This is a genomic window from Bdellovibrio sp., assembly GCF_036384735.1.
Lineage (GTDB): Bacteria > Bdellovibrionota > Bdellovibrionia > Bdellovibrionales > Bdellovibrionaceae > Bdellovibrio.
The window spans coordinates 1-21,813 of record NZ_DASVLT010000052.1 but is presented as its reverse complement, the minus strand read 5'-3'; the positions used below and the strand labels follow the sequence as shown (position 1 = coordinate 21,813).

General features: G+C 45.8%; 16 protein-coding genes. 8 read left to right on the top strand and 8 right to left on the bottom strand.

The genetic code is table 11. The features are described from left to right. Nucleotides 1-21: 21 nt before the first annotated feature. The 3 genes from VF412_RS16055 to VF412_RS16045 all read left to right on the top strand — a co-directional run bounded on the left by VF412_RS16055 (nt 22) and on the right by VF412_RS16045 (nt 3,345). Nucleotides 22-993, top strand: coding sequence for a deoxyhypusine synthase family protein (locus VF412_RS16055; RefSeq protein ID WP_331340277.1), 972 nt, complete (start codon nt 22-24; stop codon nt 991-993). A gap of 193 nt (nt 994-1,186) precedes the next feature. Then, nucleotides 1,187-1,612: a hypothetical protein gene (locus VF412_RS16050; RefSeq protein WP_331340276.1), complete on the top strand. Its 426-nt coding sequence runs from the start codon at nt 1,187-1,189 to the stop codon at nt 1,610-1,612. 41 nt (nt 1,613-1,653) lie between these two features. Beyond that, nucleotides 1,654-3,345 carry a thioredoxin family protein gene (locus VF412_RS16045; protein WP_331340275.1) on the top strand — a complete coding sequence of 564 codons (1,692 nt, stop codon included), beginning with the start codon at nt 1,654-1,656 and terminating at the stop codon, nt 3,343-3,345. 50 nt (nt 3,346-3,395) lie between these two features. On the opposite strand, the gene VF412_RS16040 is transcribed toward VF412_RS16045, so the two are convergent. The 3 genes from VF412_RS16040 to VF412_RS16030 are packed head-to-tail and all read right to left on the bottom strand — an operon-like array spanning nt 3,396 to nt 7,844. Then, nucleotides 3,396-5,081: a GMC family oxidoreductase gene (locus VF412_RS16040; protein WP_331340274.1), complete on the bottom strand. Its 1,686-nt coding sequence runs from the start codon at nt 5,079-5,081 to the stop codon at nt 3,396-3,398. 8 nt (nt 5,082-5,089) lie between these two features. Next, a complete protein-coding gene (locus tag VF412_RS16035) occupies nt 5,090-6,190 on the bottom strand; it encodes a DUF6765 family protein (RefSeq protein ID WP_331340273.1) in 1,101 nt (366 codons plus the stop codon). After that, complete coding sequence (locus VF412_RS16030) at nt 6,180-7,844, bottom strand: alpha/beta hydrolase (RefSeq protein WP_331340272.1); 1,665 nt, start codon at nt 7,842-7,844, stop codon at nt 6,180-6,182. The genes VF412_RS16035 and VF412_RS16030 overlap by 11 nt, the downstream gene beginning before the upstream one ends. 277 nt (nt 7,845-8,121) lie before the next feature. Here VF412_RS16030 and VF412_RS16025 point away from each other — a divergent pair, with 277 nt between their 5' ends. The 3 genes from VF412_RS16025 to VF412_RS16015 all read left to right on the top strand — a co-directional run bounded on the left by VF412_RS16025 (nt 8,122) and on the right by VF412_RS16015 (nt 12,642). Next, nucleotides 8,122-8,913: an MOSC domain-containing protein gene (locus VF412_RS16025; RefSeq protein WP_331340271.1), complete on the top strand. Its 792-nt coding sequence runs from the start codon at nt 8,122-8,124 to the stop codon at nt 8,911-8,913. Between the two features lie 118 nt (nt 8,914-9,031). Further along, nucleotides 9,032-11,113 carry an AarF/ABC1/UbiB kinase family protein gene (locus tag VF412_RS16020; RefSeq protein ID WP_331340270.1) on the top strand — a complete coding sequence of 694 codons (2,082 nt, stop codon included), beginning with the start codon at nt 9,032-9,034 and terminating at the stop codon, nt 11,111-11,113. Between the two features lie 107 nt (nt 11,114-11,220). Beyond that, nucleotides 11,221-12,642 (top strand): MFS transporter, encoded by a 1,422-nt coding sequence (locus VF412_RS16015; protein WP_331340269.1) that lies wholly within the window; start codon nt 11,221-11,223, stop codon nt 12,640-12,642. Between the two features lie 10 nt (nt 12,643-12,652). Here the strand turns inward: VF412_RS16015 and VF412_RS16010 are convergent, their stop codons facing one another. The 5 genes from VF412_RS16010 to VF412_RS15990 form a co-directional block, all read right to left on the bottom strand. Beyond that, nucleotides 12,653-13,837, bottom strand: coding sequence for a hypothetical protein (locus VF412_RS16010; RefSeq protein WP_331340268.1), 1,185 nt, complete (start codon nt 13,835-13,837; stop codon nt 12,653-12,655). A 142-nt stretch (nt 13,838-13,979) separates the two neighbouring features. Further along, on the bottom strand, nt 13,980-17,384 hold the full coding sequence (locus tag VF412_RS16005) for a tail fiber domain-containing protein (RefSeq protein ID WP_331340267.1): 3,405 nt from the start codon (nt 17,382-17,384) through the stop codon (nt 13,980-13,982). Further along, entirely contained in the window at nt 17,381-17,944 is a 564-nt protein-coding gene (locus VF412_RS16000; RefSeq protein ID WP_331340266.1) for a hypothetical protein, read from the bottom strand. The genes VF412_RS16005 and VF412_RS16000 overlap by 4 nt, the downstream gene beginning before the upstream one ends. Nucleotides 17,945-17,976: 32 nt before the next feature. Next, the gene (locus tag VF412_RS15995) at nt 17,977-19,344 is read right to left on the bottom strand and encodes an MATE family efflux transporter (RefSeq protein ID WP_331340265.1); all 1,368 of its coding nucleotides are present in this window, start codon (nt 19,342-19,344) and stop codon (nt 17,977-17,979) included. After that, a complete protein-coding gene (locus tag VF412_RS15990) occupies nt 19,325-19,873 on the bottom strand; it encodes a NifU family protein (protein WP_331340264.1) in 549 nt (182 codons plus the stop codon). The genes VF412_RS15995 and VF412_RS15990 overlap by 20 nt, the downstream gene beginning before the upstream one ends. Nucleotides 19,874-20,068: 195 nt before the next feature. Between VF412_RS15990 and VF412_RS15985 the strand changes: the two genes are divergently transcribed. Both VF412_RS15985 and VF412_RS15980 read left to right on the top strand, forming a co-directional pair. Then, nucleotides 20,069-20,992, top strand: coding sequence for a class I fructose-bisphosphate aldolase (locus VF412_RS15985; RefSeq protein WP_331340263.1), 924 nt, complete (start codon nt 20,069-20,071; stop codon nt 20,990-20,992). 57 nt (nt 20,993-21,049) lie between these two features. Continuing rightward, the coding region (locus VF412_RS15980; protein ID WP_331340262.1) for an amino acid--tRNA ligase-related protein at nt 21,050-21,813 on the top strand (764 nt) is incomplete at its 3' end.

Below are 21,813 nucleotides of genomic sequence, written 5' to 3'. Positions count from 1 at the left end.
AATCCGAAGGAGCAAGATTTCATGGGACCAATTTCTCAGTTTATTGAACATCACTACCGTCATTTCAACGCCGCAGCTTTGAAAGATGCAGCGAAGGGCTATAAAAAACACATCGATAACAAAGGCCAAATGCTTGTGACACTTGCCGGTGCAATGTCTACAGCCGAGTTGGGTCTTTCTTTGGCTGAAATGATTCGCGCAGGTAAAGTTCACGCGATCTCTTGCACAGGTGCGAACCTTGAAGAAGACGTTTTCAACTTGGTGGCTCACGATCACTACGTGCGCATTCCAAATTACCGTGATTTGACTCCGGCTGATGAGCAAAAACTTTTGGAAAAACATTTGAACCGCGTAACTGACACTTGCATCCCTGAAGAGGAAGCAATCCGTCGTATTGAAAACGTAGTTCTTGAATACTGGCAAGAAGCCGACCAAAAAGGTGAGTCTTACTTCCCACACGAATTCATGTACAAAATCCTTCTTTCTGGAAAATTGAATCAGTACTACCAAATCGATCCAAAAAACTCTTGGTTATTGGCTGCTGCTGAAAAAAATCTTCCAATGGTTGTTCCAGGTTGGGAAGACTCTACTTTGGGTAACATCTTCACAGGTCATATCATCAAAGGTGATATCAAGAAATCGACGACCGTTAAAGGCGGTATCGAGTACATGAAAACGTGGGCCGAGTGGTACATGTCAGCTTCTAAAAAAGCTCCAGTGGGCTTCTTCCAAATCGGTGGTGGTATCGCTGGTGACTTCCCAATTTGCGTAGTTCCAATGTTGGAACAAGACTTGGGTCACGAAGACATTCCTTTGTGGAGCTACTTCGCGCAAATTTCTGACTCGACAACTTCTTACGGCTCATACTCTGGCGCTATTCCAAATGAGAAAATCACTTGGGGTAAATTGGCTCCGACGACTCCTTCGTACATCGTTGAATCAGATGCGACTATCGTTGCACCATTGATCTTCGCTTACGTTCTGGGGCAGTAATCCACGGACGGGAGCAGAGCGGAGGCGGCGGTTGTCGCATCCGTTGAGGCAGCACCGTCACAATTTGAGACGAAAAACTAAAAGGGCTTCGCATTTGCGAGGCCCTTTTTTTATTTTGATTCAGGAGAATTGATTTCGTCGCAAAGTGAATAAAGGCTCGCTATCCTAGAAGAGTACTTGGGGGGAATATCTTATGTCAGATCAGAAGGCTCTTCTGACCTTTTTGGAGCAACGTCAGCTTTCTTTGGATCCAGTCGTTCCTAAAATCCTGCAAGACAAGCACCTGATTCGTCTATGGAATGCGAATGGCGATTTGATCTACTATAATGAGGCGATGAGGAAAATCACCTCCTATTCGCCCTTAGATCTTTGCTACTACAACATGAAAAGCCTTTATAAGTTCGAACACGACGGATTTGATGTTTTCAAAAGCTTGGTGGCCCGGGCCCTGGTGGGGCAAGAGTTGGCCAAAGAGCGCACTTATGAAGTCCGCGAATTGATGGGTAAGCAATATGGTGCGAAAAATCGCGTCGATATTGCAGTGCCTATCTTTCAAAATGATGAGATCAGTGGAATTCTTATCGCAGGGCAAACAGAATTGATTAAGAAAATCGCATAAGGAGCTGGACAAGTCTGGTCCCTCGGACTCTAATGTTTTCCATGAAAACATCAGCACTTATTTTATCGCTTATCGTTTTTTCTTCTCAAGTCTTCGCGCGCCTTTCTGATGGCAAAGCCCATCTGAAATTGAAAGGCACGCAAATCATCGCTAGTGTCGATCAAGGATTTCACTTCAACAAAGATGCTCCGGCAGCTTTGGTGATTGGTTCGGATAGCGTCGAGCCACTTAAGAAAGATTCCAAAGAGTTCATCTTCGATGCGACAAAAATGAAAGACCAAGTCGCATCAGTGAACTTTTATATTTGCGACGACAAAAATACTGTGTGTGAATCCCACGAAGAAAAGTATCAAGTAAAAGCGGACAAGCTTGTTGCTGTTTCGGGTGCTCCTGAAAAGACAATGAAAACTGTTGCGACGGCGGCCTCTGAAGGTCCTCTCAAGAAAAATAAGCATGGCTTTTATGAAGACAACTTGAATGCGGCGTTAAAAGTCGCAGCCAAAGGCAAGAAGCTTGTTTTGGTGGATTTTAATGCTCCATGGTGTCCGTCTTGTATTCGCCTCGAGACAGAGACTTTCGGTAAACAGGAATTCATCAAAGCTTCTGATAAATTGATCAAAGTGAGTATCAATATTGATCGGGCGGAAAATCAGGCATTGTCAGACAAATATAATGTTCATGCGATTCCCACATTGATTGTGATGAATAGTGATGGCGACGAGCTAGCACGCCTTTTAGATTTCAGACCTGCAGATGTGTTGGCGAAGGAACTGACGGATCTTCAATCGAAAAAACTGGCTTCTTCAGCAGAGCTTGCAAAAAAAGCCGAAGCTGGTGACAAGGAAGCACGTAAGACGTTGGCAACAAATGCGTTTAATGCGATGAAATTTGATGAGGCGGCGAAATGGCTGGCTCCGTTGCACGAGAACAGTTTGATGCTTGCGACGAGCGAAGTGAATATCGCGGCTGAAGCATTTGAAAAAGATCCTAAGACCAAAGGGTCTTATCAAAAGACTCTCGAAAAATGGATTGAAACTTATTCGTCTTCGCCTGAAGTTCTAGACTGGCGTTTGCAGTTAGCAAAAGTTTTGAAAGGTGATCAAAAAGTTATTCCTGCAGAAGCGAAAGCGGTGGCGGATAAAGATATTGAAGTCATTCAGAAAATGTTGGCTTCTGAATCCGCACGTAAAGAGTTCTTCCATAACACTTTGCTAGGTGATTTCACTGGGTTTGAACGTGCAGAGCTTCTTGCGCAGTTAGTGAATACTTATGAGTTTCTAGACGCCAAAGATAAGTTGGCTCAAGCGCGTAAGGATCTGGGATCTGAAGTGGCAACTATGAAGTTATCTGTCGTTAGACCCGGAGAACTTCTGGCGTCTCTTTCTTATATGAAACAATCAGGGAAATCAGATGAAGCTGTGAATTGGCTGAAGAAGCTGCTTGAAGCGAATCCGAAATCTGATGTTTATTACACAAAACTTGCTGGCTACTATTTGCGCCAAAAGGAATTTGATAAAGCCCTTCCTTATTCTGAAAAAGCTGTGGAGCTTTCAAAGGATTTGAAACTTTATAATATGAAACTTCTGGCAGAGATTCAAAAAGGCTTGAATCAACACAAGCAGGCCTCTGAAACTTTGAACAAGGCCCTTGCTTTGCCAGAGGCGAAACTTGAGGCTAACAAAAAGACGGTTGCTGCAATCGAAGAACTTAAGAAGTCACTTGTCATGCAGTAGTCGACAGCGCCAGCAGATCTGAGATGGCCCAGCGGTGAGGGGTGAATCAACTACTGGGCTGAAGTCTTAGTCGTTGCTGTAACTGCTTTCGACGGAATTTGTTCAGCAATGTATTCAGCGACAGCGGCGATGGTTAACGAGGGATTAGGGCCTGTGGATGTGGGCAGAATGCTGCCATCCACGACGTAAAGTCCCTCATAGCCATAGACTTCCCCATTTGTATTCACAAAACCTTGTGCTGGGTCATCCGACATAGGACATCCACCGAGGGGATGAACGGCGATGATTTTCTTTAAATACGTTAAAGGATTATCGACGAAGACACCTCCGACATTTTCTGCGATTTTTCTCATCTCGGTGCGCACACGCTCAAAGTGCAAATCACTTTTATCCATTTTCCATTCGATGACAGCTTGACCGTCCTCACGCAAACGAATTTGACCATCGGAACGATCACGACCCATTCCCAAAAGTACAAAGGCACGACGAGCAAAATCTGCTTTATCCAAAGCTTTTGCAAACTCGTCTCCGATATTGATCTGCGGATTGATGTGAATGCCAAAAATTTTGCATAGAAATTTTTTGATATTTTGACCAATCAATTTAAAGACACCGCTAATGCCATCAAACTGCGGAACTTTTCCAGATAAATACCAAGCCATGCCGATCGGAAATCCTGCGTCCTCCAGGTACATTCCATGCGGGAAGCCATCAGGATAGTTTTTAAATGAGTATTTAATAGCGGCGGTGATCACAGGGCCGTTTGTGGGATCTAATGGCTTTTTCGCATCAAAGACCATTCCCAAAAGGTCGCCGTTACCACACCATTTTTTGCCCAAGTTGGTGTTAAGTTTTGGAAGATAACCTTTGGCTTTCATCTTTAACAGCAATGACGAAGAGCCCACCGAGCCTGCAGAGACAATAACCTTATGGGCTGTTACGACCATTTCTTGTAACGGAAATTCCGGAACGACTAAGGTGATTTTGTAATGACCATCGACTGGTTCGATTTTTGTGACTTCGGCCTGGGTTTTTACTTCAAGCTTGCCGGCACCTTTCAAAGTTCGGGCGCGCTGAATATAGTTTAAGTCTAAAGTGTTCTTTGCGTGGATATTGCAACCGATGTCGCATTCGCCACACTTTGTGCAACGGGATTGAATGGCACCGTGAGAATTTAAAGTTTGATGACCTGGGAATTCCCCTTCGAAGCGAACCGCAAGGGGAGGCAGTACGAATTCTTGTTTCGAAATGGCATCGGGATTTTGCGGCATTTGTTCTGCAGCAAGTTTTAAAGCTTTGGTTTTTGGGGTGTTCTGATAATAGGGCTCACTATCAAATGGATAGGGACGGGCCTCCATTGTTGAAATCACTTTGTCGTAATAGGGATCTAGAGTCTTGCGATTGAAAATTTTCGGCCAACCATGAAAGAACTCTTCGGGCATTCGATACAGAACGTTGGCGTAAATTAAACTGCCACCGCCTAAACCACTGGCCGTTAAGGTCATGGCGTCACTTTCTGGCGTATCACGAAATTCCATCAAGCCAAACTTTTTATCCTCGGGGTCCCAGAACATGTTGTTTTGAATATCCTGAGGGCGACGCGGGAATTCGTGCATCTTCCAGTGGCGACCACGTTCCAGCAAACAGACGTTGTAGCCTTTTTCAGTAAGACGGCAGCTCATCACCGAGCCTCCGAAGCCAGAACCAATCACAATATAATCAAAGTCGATTTTCATTTTAAACCTTACGCTACGCAAATTTCGTGTTTAGGTAAAACTTCGTGTAGAACGCAGAAGCGATAATAAATTAAAGCGTCGTGCATCATCTTCCAGTTGGATTTTAAAAATGAATCACGGTAGGTGACATTTTCTAGTTCGAACTGACTATTAAATTCGATATCGAAGGCTTCCTTCAACCAGCTTTCGGGCCCCTCGGCTTGGTATTTCCAAACGTCGGTTCCGAATTTGAAGGCGCCACAGCGAATTTCTGACTTCCAAGTTTCAAGGCGTGTCGGGCCGTCCTCGTCGGTGATGTTTTCAATCAGCATTTTAAGTTTTGCGATGTCCTCGTCGAAAATTTTTACTATCGGCAAGTTGTGCTTTTGGCGGATTTCTTTGAAGAACTCCAAAACGTGCTGTGCGGCTTGCATGTAATCTGCGGGGTTGTCGCGACGGATGATACGACCTTCCCAGTCTTTGTAGCGCCAGCGCAAATAGGGCAGATCGGGATAACTTAAAACAGTGCCATGGCCTACGGGGTTGTAGGTATTTACAAAGAATGATTTTACCCAGTCGATCAATCGACGCCAAGGACGGCGGCGGAAATATTTTTTGCGGTAACTCATCATTTCCTCATCAAGTTCGCCCTCGTCGTCATAGATTTCATCGACTTTATTCACTTCTGACGTCAGGCCCGCGAAGCCTTGATGTGCCCATGTATCGACATAGGCGTGAGTTGTTACTCCTAGAAGATGATATCCGAAGTTGCGATCGAAATTGGCGATGCAGCTTTTTAAAATATCCTGAGCGATGGCACTGTTGGGACGGCAGATCAGTTTTTGCACCAAGGAATCAACTTGGCTGCTGCGAACGTCATTTCCGGGAATAAAGTGGAAAGGAATCCAAACGTGATGATTTGCAAGCTCTTCAAAGTTTCGATAGTCCAGCATCTTGTGAGCGCTGGCTTCGAATTGATATGCAGACCTGTTGCTGAAAAGAATTTTTCCAGATTCGACGGCATCGTCGACATACTGCGAGCTGCTGGCAATTGTGTTGGCTTCAAAAGGACTAAAGCCACTCATGCGTGCTAGAACATAGGTAACCCCTAAGTGAAAATCAATTTGCATCTTGCACCTCGTGCTTTTTCAAAAAGGCCAACAGTTGAGGAAATACTTCAATGTGCGAGTATTGTCCCATGAAGGTGTCCTGGTGACCGTAGTTTGCAAACTCTAGATATTGAACGCGGCCGGCATTTTTTCCCTCGTTCAAAGCTTCGAACGTCTGTTTGTTCGAACCTGGGAAAATATTGTTGTCGCTGCCACTAATAAATAAGGTCGGTGGTAGTTGTTTCTTTTTGCATTCCTCGAGATAGTTGATCTTTTTATCGAACGACACAGAGGCCTTTGCAAAAAGCATTTTGCGAATGTGACGATAGTAGTGAAAACTGGTGCCGCCAAACAGATCCACGAGGCGTCGATGTGTTGTAGGATGCATATTGCGATGGTTGTAGGCTGCTGGATAGCCCCAGCCCCACATGAAGCTCACCAAGTGACAAGCGGGCTCTTTGCATTCATGACGAATGCCGCGTTCCATCCAGTAGATCCATTTGCCGAAACCAGGTCCTGGGAAATAAGCCATGCGTGGACTGATGTAAGCATAGCCGAAAACATATTCAAGAAGTTCGGGCCCAAAGATCATTTTTAAGAAAGCTTGCCAACGCACCTTGGGTGTCAACGAGACACTATTTGAAATGATGCTTGTGATGTTATCGACGTAACCTGCGGCAAGGGACGCCATAAAGCTTAACGAGCCGACACAGTGGCAGACGACGTGAATCTTGACGTCAGCTCCGCAACTTTGACGGATGAAATCGAGGGCCTTGGGAATATCGTTTTTCGCGATATCATCCAGATTGTATCGGTGTGGCATCAAATTGTAAGTGAAGCGACCACTGCCGCGCCAGTCCAATGACCACACATCCGTAAATCCATTCGAGTGCAGATAGTTCACGAAGTTTTGCTGCTCGGGCATGATGTACATGTCGGTGGAAGTTGTTAGCCCGTGCAAAAGTAAAACAACATTTCTAGTTTCTTTGGTTTTAAAGCGTTGAAGAGAGATGGTTAAGCCGTCTTGGGTGTCGATCGGATGCAAGGTTTTTTCACCCATGGCAACACCCTGAGTGGTGTTCATAGGAAAAAGATGTTCGTTCCAGCGGGACGTCGTCGTTGTAAATACAAACGGCGCATAGGCCTGCCATAAATTGGTGGCAAAAATATTCAGAAACTTCACGATGGTTTCTTGTTCTTGAACGGCGGAGTCTGCATTGGATTTAAATGTGGTCAGTTGTTTGATGAAGTCACTGACGGAAATTCTTAAGATCCCCACGCCGCGAACACTTTTGATGTCAGGGGTGTCGAAGGTGCTGTGTCCCTCCCAAAGGTAGTAATACAGCGTTGTGGTTTCGGCCCACATTTCAAAGGAATCTTCTTTGACGACCTCTTTGAAACCAAAGAATGTCCATGGCTTTCCTTGGGCATCCCGTAGGAACAGCGTATAGTGCATTTCTTTGGCTGTATCCAAGCCGGGGCTGGCATCAGGTCGGACGAAGAGATTGAACAGGCCTTTTTCGATTTTCAAAGGTTCCGCTGAAGAAAACCCGCTGACGACCCCAAAGGCATCCGCCTGCAGAAGGGGATCCGTGATAAACTTATCGATGTCTTGAGTTTTGATGGTCAAAGTGAATTCGAAGTCCTGCCTGTTTGAACTCGCTTCGATTTGCACAAAGTCATTTTTTTGAAGGGGTGTTTCCGAAGAAAGACTGAATTGCCTAGGCACGAAATGGCCGGCCATTCTCTCTGTGAACTCGAGCGAGATGGGATGTGCTGTCACTAGTTATTCCTTTGTTTGTTTTTATTCTAAAGAGAACCATGTTTACGGTAAATCTTAGTGACGGCTGGGTAGACCTTGATCGGTGGACAGAGGATTAAATTCTTGGACGCAAGGCTTTCTAAAGCAGAAAGCTCTTGCGCGAAAGTTCGTCTCAAACAAGACTGGCGCTATGAAAATCGAAGAACTGAATATCTACCCAATCAAGTCCGCTCGCGGGCAGTCTGTTAAGGAAATGAAAATCAACGTTGATGGTCCTGAAGGGGATCGTCAATGGATGTTGGTGGATGAAAACGGAAAGTTTTTAAGCCAACGTACTTTGCCGAAGCTTGCGACTGTGGAAGTGTTCAGTGATCCCACCTCTTTGACTGTGGGAATTGATAAGATGTTCTTTAAAATTTCAAAGAATAATTCTTTTCAACGTAAAGCCAAGGTGAATATCTGGAATGACACGGTAGAGGCGGCTCTTGAGCCAGATCTTTACTCTCAAGCGTTGTCGCAGTATCTGGGTGTACCTTGTCGCTTGGTGCGCTATGCTCCTTATTCTCAACGTCGTGTTTTATCTCATAATCCAGATTGGAAACCCGAAGTACGTTTTGCAGATGGCAGACCTTTGCTTTTAGTGAACAACAAAAGCCTTGAAGACCTCAATGCGCGCTTACCGAATCCTGTAGGAGTCGATCGTTTTCGCGCGAACATTGTTTTCCAAGGAGCTGCTGCTTATGAAGAAGACTCTTGGAAGAAAATCAAGATCGGTGAAGTTGTTTTTTCGTTACCAAAGCGTTGTTCACGTTGCACGATGATCACCATTGATCAGAAAACAGGTGTGCCGAATGGACCAGAACCTTTGAAGACTTTGGCGGGATATCGCCGTGAAGGAAAAGATGTGTTTTTTGGGACCTTGTGGATTCCTGAAAATGAAGGAACTATCAGAATTGACGACAAGCTTCAGGTTCTAGGGTAGCGACAGTTCTGGGTTCATGTAAAAAATCTGTTCAGTAAAAAAGCTTTTAATTGATAACGAAACAGGCGTGATGTGTGCATCTAAAAAGGGACAAAGAGTTCCTTTTTAAAGGCGTATCATGTTGAGACAGTTTCTCGCAAAAATTCTTATTGTCTTAAGCTTCCTTATTGGAGGTCTATCGTCGGCGTTTGCGAAGACTCAACCATTATACCTTTCTTTTGAGCAACGCCTTGCTATGACCTATGCGATGTTGGCCTATGGCCAAACCCCTGAGGTTCAAAAACAGTATTTAGACCGTGCTCAAAAATATTTTATGGGTGTGGCGTCTCTGCCTATCAAAAAAGTTAAAGTTCGCAATTTTGAGGAATTCATGACTCGTTTCCGTGGGCAATGGCCTGATACGCAGAGCCTTGCTTTGGATTTAAATTACATTGAAAAAGACGGCCCTCATGGCATGACGGTTTTTGAATCCGACAGTCCACGAGTGCAACGTCAAATTGATCAATATACAGAATGGCAAGAGGAGCAACTGAAGGCCATGGCTGATTCAGAACCCCTGGCTGCAAAGTATGCACAGTCTGCGGATATGATTGGCCAAGGTTTGCTGCTTTTGCAAAATCCTAACGGGCACGAACTTGTGAAAGAATGGGCACTTAAAGAAAATGATGCTCTTTTCACTGAGAAACTGAAAGAGTTTGATCATATCGGCGAGAAAATCGCAAGTTCGGGACTTGCGCAATCAGAGGATGTCTCAATGCGCATCATGATGCAGACGATGCTGACCGAGTATTTCTCGCGCCTGTCTTTGGATTCTAAAAAGTTGATTGTGTCTAGTTTTTTAGGCAGCGACCTGCAAGCGACCGATATGCAAAAATTCGAATTGATGGTGCAAAACAGTGGACCTCAATTGCAAAAGCTATTGCAGATTATTGCGCGCCAAGGTGATTTGAATCCGGATATGCTCAAGGTTTTTAAAACTTTAGAAGACGCTGTTCGTCCCGTACCCTGGCGACAAGTGCAAGAGCTTATCGCTGTCGAAAAAACGAACTATCAATTTGTTTATTTTGAGCAAAAGCCGCTGGGTGTTGGCACCATGGCCCAAGTTCATCGTGCCAAAATCCTTGTGAATGGCCAACGTCAAGATGTGGTCGTTCGTTTTATTAAGCCGGATATTGAAAAGCGGGTGCAGGAAGACGCAAGAATTCTTGCAGAAGTCGCGACTCTCTTGGATTCAAACGCTGAATTCCAAAAAACTGGAGCACCGAAGTTATCTCCCATCGTTTCAGACCTGACAGCCACAGTGATGGCAGAGCTTAATCAAAAAGAAACCATCGAGCGGCAGCAGTTGGCGGCCACACGTTACGATAAGACCGTGCTGATGAAGACACCGACGTATAAGAACTTTATCGAGTTCCATGTGCCGGGAATTTTTCCTTCAGCTGGGGGGGAGTCTCGCTTCATGGTGCAGGAGCTTGTGATTGGTAAAAAACTAGATAAAGAAGCGACCGCTTGGTCCGAATTGGTACCAGAGTTGAAGAAATCCGTCACCGAAGAGCTTGCAAAGCTGTGGAGCTGGGAAGTTTTGTTTGGTGGTGGTTTCTATCATTCGGATTTGCATCAAGGAAATTTCATGGTGCGACTCACAGATGAGAAAATTCGTGTGAATATTTTAGATTTCGGTATGGGCGGTGTGATCTCTCCTGAGATGCAACGTCAGGTGATGATGTTGGGAGCTGGAATTGAAATTAGAAATGCGGATGTTATAGCGCGCGCATTCTGGAAAATCAGTAACAAGTCCACGAACCAAGTCAATGAAGTGCAATTGAAGTCGCTGGTTGAGGCTCGTTTGAAACTTAATATCAAAGATCCTAACGAAACATCCATTGATGGTTGGACGAAGTGGGCGATGAATCAGGGCTTGCGTTTGCCTTATGAATTTATCAATTTGAATCGCGGTATTGTGATCATCAATAAGCTTTTGGCGGACGCAGGAAGTTCTATGTCACTGATAAGTATGATCAAGGACTTCTCTTTTAAAAATCCGTCTTTGGTGTATAAGCGTCTTGTGATCGAAGAAAAGATGTCTCCATTGGATCTGGTTAAAATAGGCTGGGTGCAAGTCATGAAGCCAAAGGAACAACCGACATCGGTCCCTGTTATTTCACCCGTTGGTCTCAAGTGCGAAGGTGTTTTCCTTTAGTTGTCTCTTGGCAAATCAAAATTAAGAGTCGGAAATTTTGCAGGAATTGATTGAGAGTAGAGTTACCGCTCAACAACAATGTGGTTATTCGGAGGAGGGAATCTTGAATGGCCACGACCGCTATAAGCACCACGGAAAAACCGAGTAATATCTGGAAGATCATCGCAGCATCCAGTGCTGGAACTCTGATTGAGTGGTACGATTTCTATATTTTCGGAAGTTTGGCGACAATTATTTCCGCTCAATTCTTTCCTAAGGGACATGAAACAGCAGCACTGTTAAGTACACTTGCAACTTTTGCGACAGGCTTCATTGTTCGCCCCTTCGGTGCCTTAGTGTTCGGTCGGGTGGGGGACGTTGTTGGTCGCAAGTACGCTTTTATGGTGACACTATTAATCATGGGGCTTGCGACAACAGCAATTGGTCTTTTACCTAATTATGAAAAAATCGGAATCGTGGCTCCGCTGGCACTTTTGGTATTGCGTCTTCTTCAAGGTCTTGCTTTGGGAGGCGAATACGGGGGCGCGGCAACCTATGTTGCAGAGCACAGCCCCGATGGAAGACGGGGATACTACACAAGCTTTATTCAAACGACTGCGACGCTGGGACTTTTTGTTTCTCTGGGTGTGATCCTTGCGACTCGTTTGTCTTTATCTGAAGCGGATTTTAAAGATTGGGGATGGCGCATTCCATTTTTGCTGTCTGTCGTCTTAGTTGTGGCCTCGTATTTAATTCGTCGAAAAATGGCAGAGTCACCTTTGTTCATTAAGATGAAAGAAGAAGGTAAGGCCTCGCCAAGCCCCTTGCGAGACAGTTTCATGCAACCTCAAAATCGTCGTCTTGTTTTATTGGCACTATTTGGTGCGACGGCAGGGCAGGGAGTCGTTTGGTATACAGGACAATTCTATTCTCTCTATTATTTGCAGACTGTTTTGAAAGTGGATTTTGTTGTCGCCAATAAAATTATCGCGATCGCACTTCTTTGTGGAACTCCCTTCTTTGTCGTGTTTGGAAGTTTGTCGGATAAAATAGGACGTAAGAAAATCATGATGGCTGGCTGTTTACTTGCGACGATTGCTTATTATCCTATTTATCGAGCGATGACTGCTTATTCTGGGTGGGACCCCGCAAATCCTATGGCAACGGCGGTGAACCCAAATGTCGGGATGTTAACGCTGTTTGTGTGGTTGCAAGTGATGTTTGTCACCATGGTTTATGGACCTATCGCGGCGTTCTTGGTTGAGCTTTTTCCGACGCAAATTCGCTACACATCTATGTCGTTGCCATATCATATTGGAAACGGCGTCTTTGGTGGCTTAGTTCCATTTATCGGGACGGCACTAGTTGCAAGCACTGGAAATTTGTATGCGGGTCTCGCATACCCGGTCATCGTGGCTTTGATGACATTCGTGGTGGGATCGCTTTTAATTAAGGAATCGCGAGACGTTCGCTGGCATGAAACTCCATCGACAAAAGCGAAAGGACCGCTTCCCGGGGGAGCGGCCTCTCGTCCTGCTGGAAAAATTTAAGAGTAGACCATTAGTTGATCACAAGGGTGATAGCGTCACTTGTGACGGTATGGCCCTTGCCATCGTTCGAGATCGCTTGAACTTTATAAACTGATCCAGAAACAAGTCCTGACACTGTCACTGTATGGCTTGTCACAAGGTTCGAGTCATACGGTGTCGTGATCTGTTCACCGGTAAAGAAGTTGGTAATCGTCAACTGACTTGAAGCAGGCAGATTGGTTGTCCAATTGAGTACGGCACTGCTAGAGTCTGAAGAGGCGACAGCAAAATTGCTGATAGACAAAGTCACACAAGGGTTTGCTGTTTGTGCTGGCATTTTAAAATTCGCTGGCGCAACGACATTCCAGCCTTCGAGCTGCAACCATAGCATGCCCACAGCTATTCCACCGTTTTTGTTAAAGAAGTAGCTGTCACCTTGGTAACCGCATAATGAGTGATTGTCTGGATTTTTCCAAGTGTGTGCCTTGGCGACTCGACGCCAGATCATCACATTCGCCAAAGAAGTTCCTGGCCCTTGATAGTACGCGATTTTCATAGGTATTTGCGAATTTTTATCCATATGAATTGTGCGGTAAGGACAGCCCATGCGAGTCGCGTGATCACCATCGTTGTTGATCACTTCATTCCAAGTATTGTTTTCTAGAATGAACATGCGAGCGCCATCGTCAGATAGCAACGCAATTTCGTATTCACCTTCTTTATCTGAGGAAGATAGCTGTAAAACGGACGTGTATTCAATAGCAAAATCTTTAATCAGCTTGTTACCGTTTTCATCGGTAAGAACATCACCGTTCTGAGTCGTGAAGCCTTTGGTAAAATCTCGAGTGGGAACATTCACGCTCGAGAAGTAAACCTTTTGATCAAGCCAGTTTCCTTGGTTGAGGTAACTGATCACACTGTTCACTGTTGAACCCATATCGGAAGTTCTCAAGATGATACGACCTAGCAGCCCTTGATCTGAAGAAGTCGCTGTGGAGCCCGAAAGGGGATCGCAAACCACGTTCTTGCTATCAATAGAATTGAAGTCGTAAGAACCAACAGCTGCTGAAGAATTGTTTCTTCCGGAATACTTGCAAGAGATTTTGCCCATCAAGCCAGGAGTATGGCTTTGATCAATGCTTTTGATATTCTTGGACATCGCCATTGAAATGGCCGGCGCCAATAGAATTGCGGAAAGCAATAAGCGTGTGTTCATTTTACGTACCTCAGTGTGAATATAGAATTAGATTAACCTTTTCTGACGTTACAGAAAACAAATCTGCAAGATTGTGTTTACAGATGAGTCAGTTTTAGATGATTTCTTAGAATAGAGCAGATAAGGATCTGTCAAGATCTCACTAACGAGCGGAATCCTTAAGGGTCTTTTTAATTTCGTCGATCTCTTTACGTTGATCTTCGAGTTGCTTTCTTACCGCTGCATTCTCCTCTTTTAAAGAGGCGATCTCGCGGCTTTGTGATTGAATGACCTGATCTTGGTGAGACCACTTTGCTGAAAGCTCTTTAACGGCCTCAATCAGTGGCGCAATCAACATCGAGTAAGCGACGGATTTAATTCCTGTTTGTGGCTCTTGATTAACGGCTTGAGGGAAGGTCTTCTCAACCTCTTGAGCAATGACCCCCATTTCTTGCCTGTTGCTCAATTTAAGTTCTGGATGGACTTCATGATTCCAATCGAAAGTGACACCGCGAATTGATTCGATTTTGGTCAAAGCATCTGGAATAGTTGTGATGTTCATTTTCAGACGGGCATCTGACAAGTTGGTATAAGCAGAAGTTCCCGCGACAGTACCATTGACATGCAAAGTGTAAGCTGGAGTCGTCGTGCCAATGCCGACAGAGCCGCCGTTAGTTTCTAAAATAAGATTTCCAGCTGACGTGCCGCCGCCGGTATAGGAATTAATCAGTCCATAAGTTGAGCCAGTGGCGGCTCCCATTCCAAATGCCAAGTGGCTTCCTGCAGTTCCTAGGGCGAAATCTGAATTGGCCATGAATAACGAACCAGAATAAGAAGATGAATTTGATTGAACATGAAGCATCGCCGATGTCGGGGCCGTGGTTGTTCCGATGCCAACTCGTCCTGAAGATCCAATGATCATGCGAACTGCCGGCACAGTTCCACCTGTCAATGTTGTTCTTAAATTGATTTGTCCGCCATTGGCAGAAGTCGTAAAGCTTTCAGCGGCGGTGAAATCGATGCTCGCACTTGGATATGTGGCGTAGGCGGAACCGTTATAGCCGAGGCCGTAAATTCCCAAAAGAGTATCTCCGCTCATAACGGTTGTCGGTGAAGCGTATGTACCGCGTGATTTACGACCGTAGAAACTTGCGCCCAGTGAAGTATCAGAGGCTTGAGTGTTAAGAATGTTCGGAGATGCCGTACCCAGAACTTCCAGAGGTGCCGCCGGTGTTGTTGTTCCAATACCGACGTTACCGCTTGCATCCAATGTCATGCGCGAAGCACCGGCTGTTTTTACAGTCAAAGGATAATTGTCGTTAGTACCAATTGTCGCAGAGGCGCCAAGTGAATTCCCGCCATTTTGATAAACCGTTATCGGCAAATCAGTAGAAGCGATCGCACGGAATGTTGGCGATCCCGCAGAACCGCTCGGAGCCGCAAAGAATGTGTTAGCCGTTTTTGAAGAATAAGAAATTTGTGAGTCAGAAATTGAAATATTTGTACAAGACAGATTGTCTGTGGCGGAAGTCCACACCAGGGTTTGACCAGCAGTGCATCCCGTGGTCAAAGCTTGAGCGCCCGTGACAGTAGATCGTAAATCACTCATGCTGACAAAGTTTGGAGTCCAGGTAGTTCCATTATATCGTAGGACCTGTCCTGTGCTAGTCGGTGTCGCACCGATGGAGGTTCCAAGAATTTTAGTTACGGTGAAGGCGCCCGCATTGGTCATTGCCACGTCACCGGCAGGAGTGACAGGGGTGGGAACATTCGAAGCGTTGCCGACCCAAATATTTCCCGAGTTCAGACTCGCTGTCATTTTGGTGTTAAAAGTAGTCCAATCGCTGGCGGTTAAGTAACCCGGTTGTGATCCAGAGGCTGCTTGAATTCCAATATTAGGAGCCGCCGCTGTTCCTGTATTCAAAATCGGTGAAGTCACAGAAACATTCGTAACACCTAAGTTTGAGAGGTTGCTCCAAGCAAGATTTCCGGCGCCATCGTTGATCATGATTTGGTTGGAGGAACCCTGAGTGCTCGGTAGGCGAAGAATATAGCTTGTGGAGATGACACTCGAAGGACCTTCTAAAGTCACAGTATTGGCACCGCTGCCAGCTGTGTAGATGTTGCCGACATTGCCAGCGAAAGTCAGATTTCCAGACATAGTATCACCGGCTTTAAGGACGTTGAGGGAAGCTGCTCCAGTCAGATTTGCTGTTATAGTTCCCGCTGTGAAGTTACCAGAGGCATCCCGCTTGACGATCGTTGAAGCTGCGTTTGAGTTCGTTGCAGCATTAGCGGCTAATTCAGCTGTATGAACGTTTGCTGCTGTAGATCCACCCACAGAATTTACGGTGGCAGCCACAGATCCAGAGCCAGATGCGGTCACATCGCCTGTCAATGCAGTGATAGTACCAGAACCTGACGAGCCCATCGCAAGCCAGCTTGTCCCGTTGTATTGATAGATAGCTTTCGTATCCGTGGCAAAATAAATTGCGCCCGTCGTCGGTGAAGTAGGCTTGGCAGTGTCATTTCCTGTAGTAATCGACGGAGTGCCACCACCGTTAGAGACTAAAGAATCCGTGATGCCATAACCACTCAAAGTTGTTGGTTTGCCAGAGGTGATTTTTGACCAATCCAAGGCAGGAATATCTGCCGCAGTCAAAGCAGCTGTGCCAGCAACGACACGACCTTTTGCATCGACAGTGACTTTCGGATAAGTGCCGGCAGAAACACCAGTGGATGCCAATGTTAAGACTCCAGAAGAACCAAGAGTCGCATCACCGCTCAGGGAGGTTGCCGTCGCAATATTCGAAGAGTTACCAATTAGAATTTGTCCCGCAGTTAAAGACGTGCCTAACTTCGAGTTGAATGAATTCCAATCAGATGAACTTAAATAACCTGAACTGCTGGATGAGGCTTGTGTGATGGAAAGAGCCGGTGTTGTTGAACTTGTCGCTACACTCAAAGGCGCTGTTGCTGTCACACTTGTGACGGTGCCTCCTGTGGCGCCGCTAACGGCAGAACAGCTCAGGGTTGAGCCATTATAAGTTAAATAAGTTCCCGCAGTACAAGTTGGAAGACCCGCTTTCAATAAGAAATCAGTCGCAGCATAACTTCCAAGTTTAGAAGCCTTTGCTGCATAAATGGCCGTAGGCACATTCGTGATAGTCACATCAGGAGTTAAGTCAGTTCCGTTAACGGCAATATGTAAAGATCGGCCTGTCGCAGATGTCGGATTCACTGTCGAGCCATCGCTGCAAGTTGCTGTATCAGAAGCCGTGAAAATCAAATCCGCCGTATTGTTTGTTGAATCCGTGCGACTTCCAGCACCAACGATCACGCTGAATTCACCACTAGATCCTGGGGTGATCGATTGAGTTTCCGAATACAAAACACAAGAACTGTAAAGAATTTCAAACGTCACGGTTTGCGAAGTTGTGATCGGATTGCCACTGGAATCCGTTAGAACGCCCTCATAAGTGAAAAGTGAGCCCACCGCAGAACCCGCGCTCGCCGCACACGACAAGAAGCTTATGAACATCAAGGTTAGGATTGCATTGAATCTCATTCGGCAATCCTTCCTTTAAGAATGTAGCCTGAACCTGAAGAGCTCACCTGGCGTTGAGCGCGCAAGCGGCCTTTTAATTTCACGCTGCCATTGCTTGATGAACCCATACCAGCAAGAACCTCTTGGCGGATCGTCGCTGAGGGAGTGTATTTCACAATCACTTCGCGATACACGTAATATCCCGCACGAGAAAACGCCCGGAACTTCACTGAAATATTTTGCCCATTGGTGAAGGTTTCGCTGCTCCACGGAGATTTAGAATTTGAAAGTGTCAAAGTGTAATTGCCAGCCGTCGAGCATGGCTGCGAGGCGGAATCATAAGACGTGGAGGCCTGCCAGGTTGTTCCGCCATCAAAGCTTACATCCACGGAAGAGATAAATTTAGAACAAGTGGCTTGAAGAGGAACGACACTTAAATCCGCAGAGACAACATTGGTTGTTTTGAATTCGAATTGGTCTAAGGCACGCAATGCTGACACATGTGGAGTTGCGTCTGAGCAACCCACAAAAAATAGCAGACTCAAAAGAAGACAAAAGTGCCCGATGGTTTTTTGAAACATCGAGTGAAATATCGGTAAAAAGAGGACTTTTCTTAAGTCTCAGGACTGGAACTGGACGAAAGATAACGATGACTTAACCGGTGGAAACGCCAAGACAAAAATACCGACGCGAAGATCAAACCGATCAAGAGTCCGAGCCAAATACCCACAGGTCCTGCTCCTAAATGGAACGCCAAAAGATAGCCTCCGGGCAAACCCATCACCCAGTAGGCAAAGAAGGCGATAATGCCAGGCCATTGAGTGTCACTCATGCCGCGAAGAGCTCCGATTGAGACAGCCTGGACGCCGTCGAAAATCTCAAAAATAGCCACCACGACAAAGAACCGTGCCGCCCACTCGATAACATCGGGATCTGTCACATAAAAAGTCGGGAACCAGTGACGAAGGAAGAAAAATCCCAAGGCACAAAGTCCCATGTAAAAGCCACCGATTTTTATTGCGGTGAAGCCCGCATGACGAGCCAAAGAATAATCTCCGCGACCCATTTCAAATCCAACGCGAATACTGGCGGCAATGCCAATGCCCAATGTGATTAAGAAGCTTGTGCTAGCTAGACTGATCGTGATTTGGTGAGCGGCCAATGGGATAGCTCCGAACCAGCCCATCATCACCGCAGCGGATGAAAACGCACCAACCTCAAAGAAATAAGTAAAGCCCGTTGGGATTCCCAAGCGAAGCATGCTTTTTAAAATTTGATGATCGAAATTGTGAATCCAACGTTCTGCCATATAGACTTTGAATTTTGGATGTAAGTGGACATACAAAACCATTCCGAAAGCCATCAGGGTGCGAGCAATCAAAGTGGCCCACGCAGAACCGTTCAAGCCTAAACGCGGAAAGCCGTAAGAGCCGTGAATCAAGACATAGTTCAAAGCCACGTTGATGATCACGCCGGCAATCATCACGTACATACCAACTTTGGTTTTTCCAATGCCGTCAGTGAACTGCTTGTAACATTGATAAATCATCGAAGGCAGAATGGACCACGTAATGATTTTTAAGAAGGGCATTCCTAAAGATAAAATTTCAGCACGTTGACCGAACCAAGCTAAATGCGGAATCAGCAGGTAAATAGCGGCAATTAAGACGGCGCTGATGCCAAGTGCGACGGCCAAACTATGACGAAGCAAAACGCCACCGTGAGGGAAATTTTCTTGGCCTTGCATCTTTGCAAACAATGCTGTCGTCGGTGCAAGAATACCCAAACCGAAAATCAAAAAGACGATGAATAAACTGCCTGCAAATGCAGAAGCACCCAAAGCCACAGGGCCCAAAGCGCCGACCAACAAAGTGTCAGCCAGCTGGATCAGGTTTTGTCCAACCTGACCAACAATGATGGGGCCTGCAAGTTTTAAAAGAAGTTTTGATTCGTGAAGGGTCTTAGACTGCAACGACTTCATGAATTTCCGGGAAGAGTTCTTTCATGCGAACTTCAACGCCCTCTTTCAAAGTAACACTGGAACTTGGGCAACCCGCACATGCGCCCTTCATGTGAATATAAAGAGTATTGCCTTCAAATTTGTGGAATAAAATATCGCCACCATCAAGGGCAACCACCGGGCGAATTTCGCGGTTCAAAACAGACTTGATATTGCGAACAATCGTCGAATCATTTTCGTTGTATTCTTCGTCAGTCGTGACCATCTCCACGACCACAGGCTCGTTGCGGTCCATGTGTTCTTGAATCAAGCCGCTCAGCGGGTGAGCTAAAAGCTCCCAGTCGACCCAGTCTTGTTTTGTCACAGTGATAAAATCAGTTCCCACATAAACAGCGCTAGTCCAAGGGAAGCCAAAGATCTTAGCCGCCAGGGGAGAGCGTTCTGCGTCCTGAGCTGTTGGACAATCAAACCCTTGATCTGCTACTTTAGTGTGCAACAAGAACTTCATAGTTGATGGATTTGGAGTCGTTTCGAAAGTAATTTTACTCATGGGAACCTCTCTGTGAGCGACTCGCACAGTATATCACAGGCTTCTTTCTGCCAAGCGTGTTAATCTCTGCGTCGCACTTGATTATCATCTAAAAGTTCAATACGTTAGACAGGCTTTTAAAAACCGAAATTCTTATATATTTCACATTCTAAACGGCGGACTCGGGAAAAACCCGAAAGTAGACAGGAGAACGCGATGACACCTAGAGTTAGAGAGATCTTGAACTGGTATGGAGCAGACAACCCAGGCGTTTTGACAAACCTAGCGCGCATGATGAACCACGGTAAATTGGCGGGTACAGGTAAACTTGTGATCCTTCCAGTGGATCAAGGTTTCGAACACGGTCCTGCTCGTTCATTCGCGAAAAATCCAGATGGCTACGATCCGGCTTACCACGTTGAGCTTGCGATTGAATCTGGTTGCAATGCTTATGCAGCTCCATTGGGTGCGATTGAAGCGATTGCTCGTGACTATGCTGGTGAAATTCCTTTGATCTTGAAAATCAACAACTCGGACACTCTTTATGGCGACAAGCGTCCTATCTCTGCGCTGACGTCTTATATCGACGACGCTCTTCGTTTGGGTTGCGTAGGTATTGGTTTCACTATCTATCCAGGATCTGGCGAACGTAAGCAAATGTACGAAGAGATCGCCGAAGCATCTCGTTTGGCAAAAGAAGCGGGTCTTGTTGTGATCATCTGGTCTTATGCCCGTGGTGAACAACTTTCTAAAGAAGGTGAAACAGCTATCGACGTGATCGCATACGCCGCTCACATTGCCTGCCAATTGGGTGCGCACATCGTAAAAGTAAAACCACCAACAGCTCACATCGAACAAGCTGCCGCTGCAAAAGTTTACCAAGAACAAGGTATCAAAATCAGCACTTTGGCGGATCGCACTCGTCACGTTGTTCAGTCTTGCTTCAATGGTAAACGTATCGTGATTTTCTCTGGTGGCGAAGCAAAAGGCACTGAAGAGATTCTTAAAGAAGTGGGCGAGCTTGCTCAAGGTGGCGCATTCGGTTCTATTATGGGCCGTAACGCCTTCCAGCGTTCTAAGAAAGAGGGCATGGCTCTTCTTCACGGTGTTATGGAAGCATTCGCTGGTAAAAAATTGTAAGGTGCCCCTGGGCACAGTGTGAAGGGGGCCTGGCCCCCGCAACTGGAGTAATTGTAAATGTCGATCCAAGAGAATCCGCTACGCGCTGAAAAACGCAGAAAACTTCATGCCCTTCGCGAGAAAGGCATCAACCCTTATCCCTATGCTTTTGAAAACAAGACAGCGATTGCTGAAATCGTAGAAAAGCATGCGGCAGGTCTGCAAGCGGGCGAAAAGAAGCCAGAAAATGTTTACCGTATTGCGGGTCGTTTGATGACTTTGCGTGCGATGGGTAAAGCTTGCTTCTTCAACGTGCAAGATCAAACAGGTTCTGTACAAGTCTATGTAAAAACGGAAGAGCTTCCAGAGCAAGAGCGTGCTGCTTTTGAATTGGTAGACCTAGGTGATATCGTAGGTGTTGAAGGTTATGTGTTCAAATCGCAAAAGGGCGAGTTTTCAATTTACTTGAAGCACTTCCAAATTTTGACGAAGTCGATTGAACCATTGCCAGAGAAATTCCACGGCGTTCAAGATGTTGAGATTAAATATCGCCACAGACACTTGGATTTGATGACGGATGCGGACTCTCGCAAGGTTTTCCAAACTCGTTCTAAAATCATCTCTGAAATTCGTAGATTCTTGGACTCTCGTGGTTTCATGGAGGTTGAAACGCCGACACTTCAGCCCATCTATGGTGGTGCGTCTGCGACTCCATTTACGACTCATCACAAAGCTTTGGATATGAAGCTTTACATGAGAATTTCGCCGGAACTTTATTTGAAACGTCTTTTGGTAGGCGGTTTCGAAAAAGTTTACGAGATCTCTAAAAATTTCCGTAACGA

Bases quoted from the DNA above. Each gene is read 5' to 3' on its own strand.
- VF412_RS16020 (WP_331340270.1), top strand. From the start codon at position 9,032: ATGTTGAGACAGTTTCTCGCAAAAATTCTTATTGTCTTAAGCTTCCTT.
- VF412_RS15990 (WP_331340264.1), bottom strand. From the start codon at position 19,873: ATGAGTAAAATTACTTTCGAAACGACTCCAAATCCATCAACTATGAAG.
- VF412_RS15985 (WP_331340263.1), top strand. From the start codon at position 20,069: ATGACACCTAGAGTTAGAGAGATCTTGAACTGGTATGGAGCAGACAAC.
- VF412_RS16045 (WP_331340275.1), top strand. From the start codon at position 1,654: ATGAAAACATCAGCACTTATTTTATCGCTTATCGTTTTTTCTTCTCAA.
- VF412_RS16055 (WP_331340277.1), top strand. From the start codon at position 22: ATGGGACCAATTTCTCAGTTTATTGAACATCACTACCGTCATTTCAAC.
- VF412_RS16000 (WP_331340266.1), bottom strand. From the start codon at position 17,944: ATGTTTCAAAAAACCATCGGGCACTTTTGTCTTCTTTTGAGTCTGCTA.
- VF412_RS16050 (WP_331340276.1), top strand. From the start codon at position 1,187: ATGTCAGATCAGAAGGCTCTTCTGACCTTTTTGGAGCAACGTCAGCTT.
- VF412_RS15995 (WP_331340265.1), bottom strand. From the start codon at position 19,344: ATGAAGTCGTTGCAGTCTAAGACCCTTCACGAATCAAAACTTCTTTTA.
- VF412_RS16015 (WP_331340269.1), top strand. From the start codon at position 11,221: ATGGCCACGACCGCTATAAGCACCACGGAAAAACCGAGTAATATCTGG.
- VF412_RS16005 (WP_331340267.1), bottom strand. From the start codon at position 17,384: ATGAGATTCAATGCAATCCTAACCTTGATGTTCATAAGCTTCTTGTCG.
- VF412_RS16035 (WP_331340273.1), bottom strand. From the start codon at position 6,190: ATGCAAATTGATTTTCACTTAGGGGTTACCTATGTTCTAGCACGCATG.
- VF412_RS16025 (WP_331340271.1), top strand. From the start codon at position 8,122: ATGAAAATCGAAGAACTGAATATCTACCCAATCAAGTCCGCTCGCGGG.
- VF412_RS16040 (WP_331340274.1), bottom strand. From the start codon at position 5,081: ATGAAAATCGACTTTGATTATATTGTGATTGGTTCTGGCTTCGGAGGC.
- VF412_RS16010 (WP_331340268.1), bottom strand. From the start codon at position 13,837: ATGAACACACGCTTATTGCTTTCCGCAATTCTATTGGCGCCGGCCATT.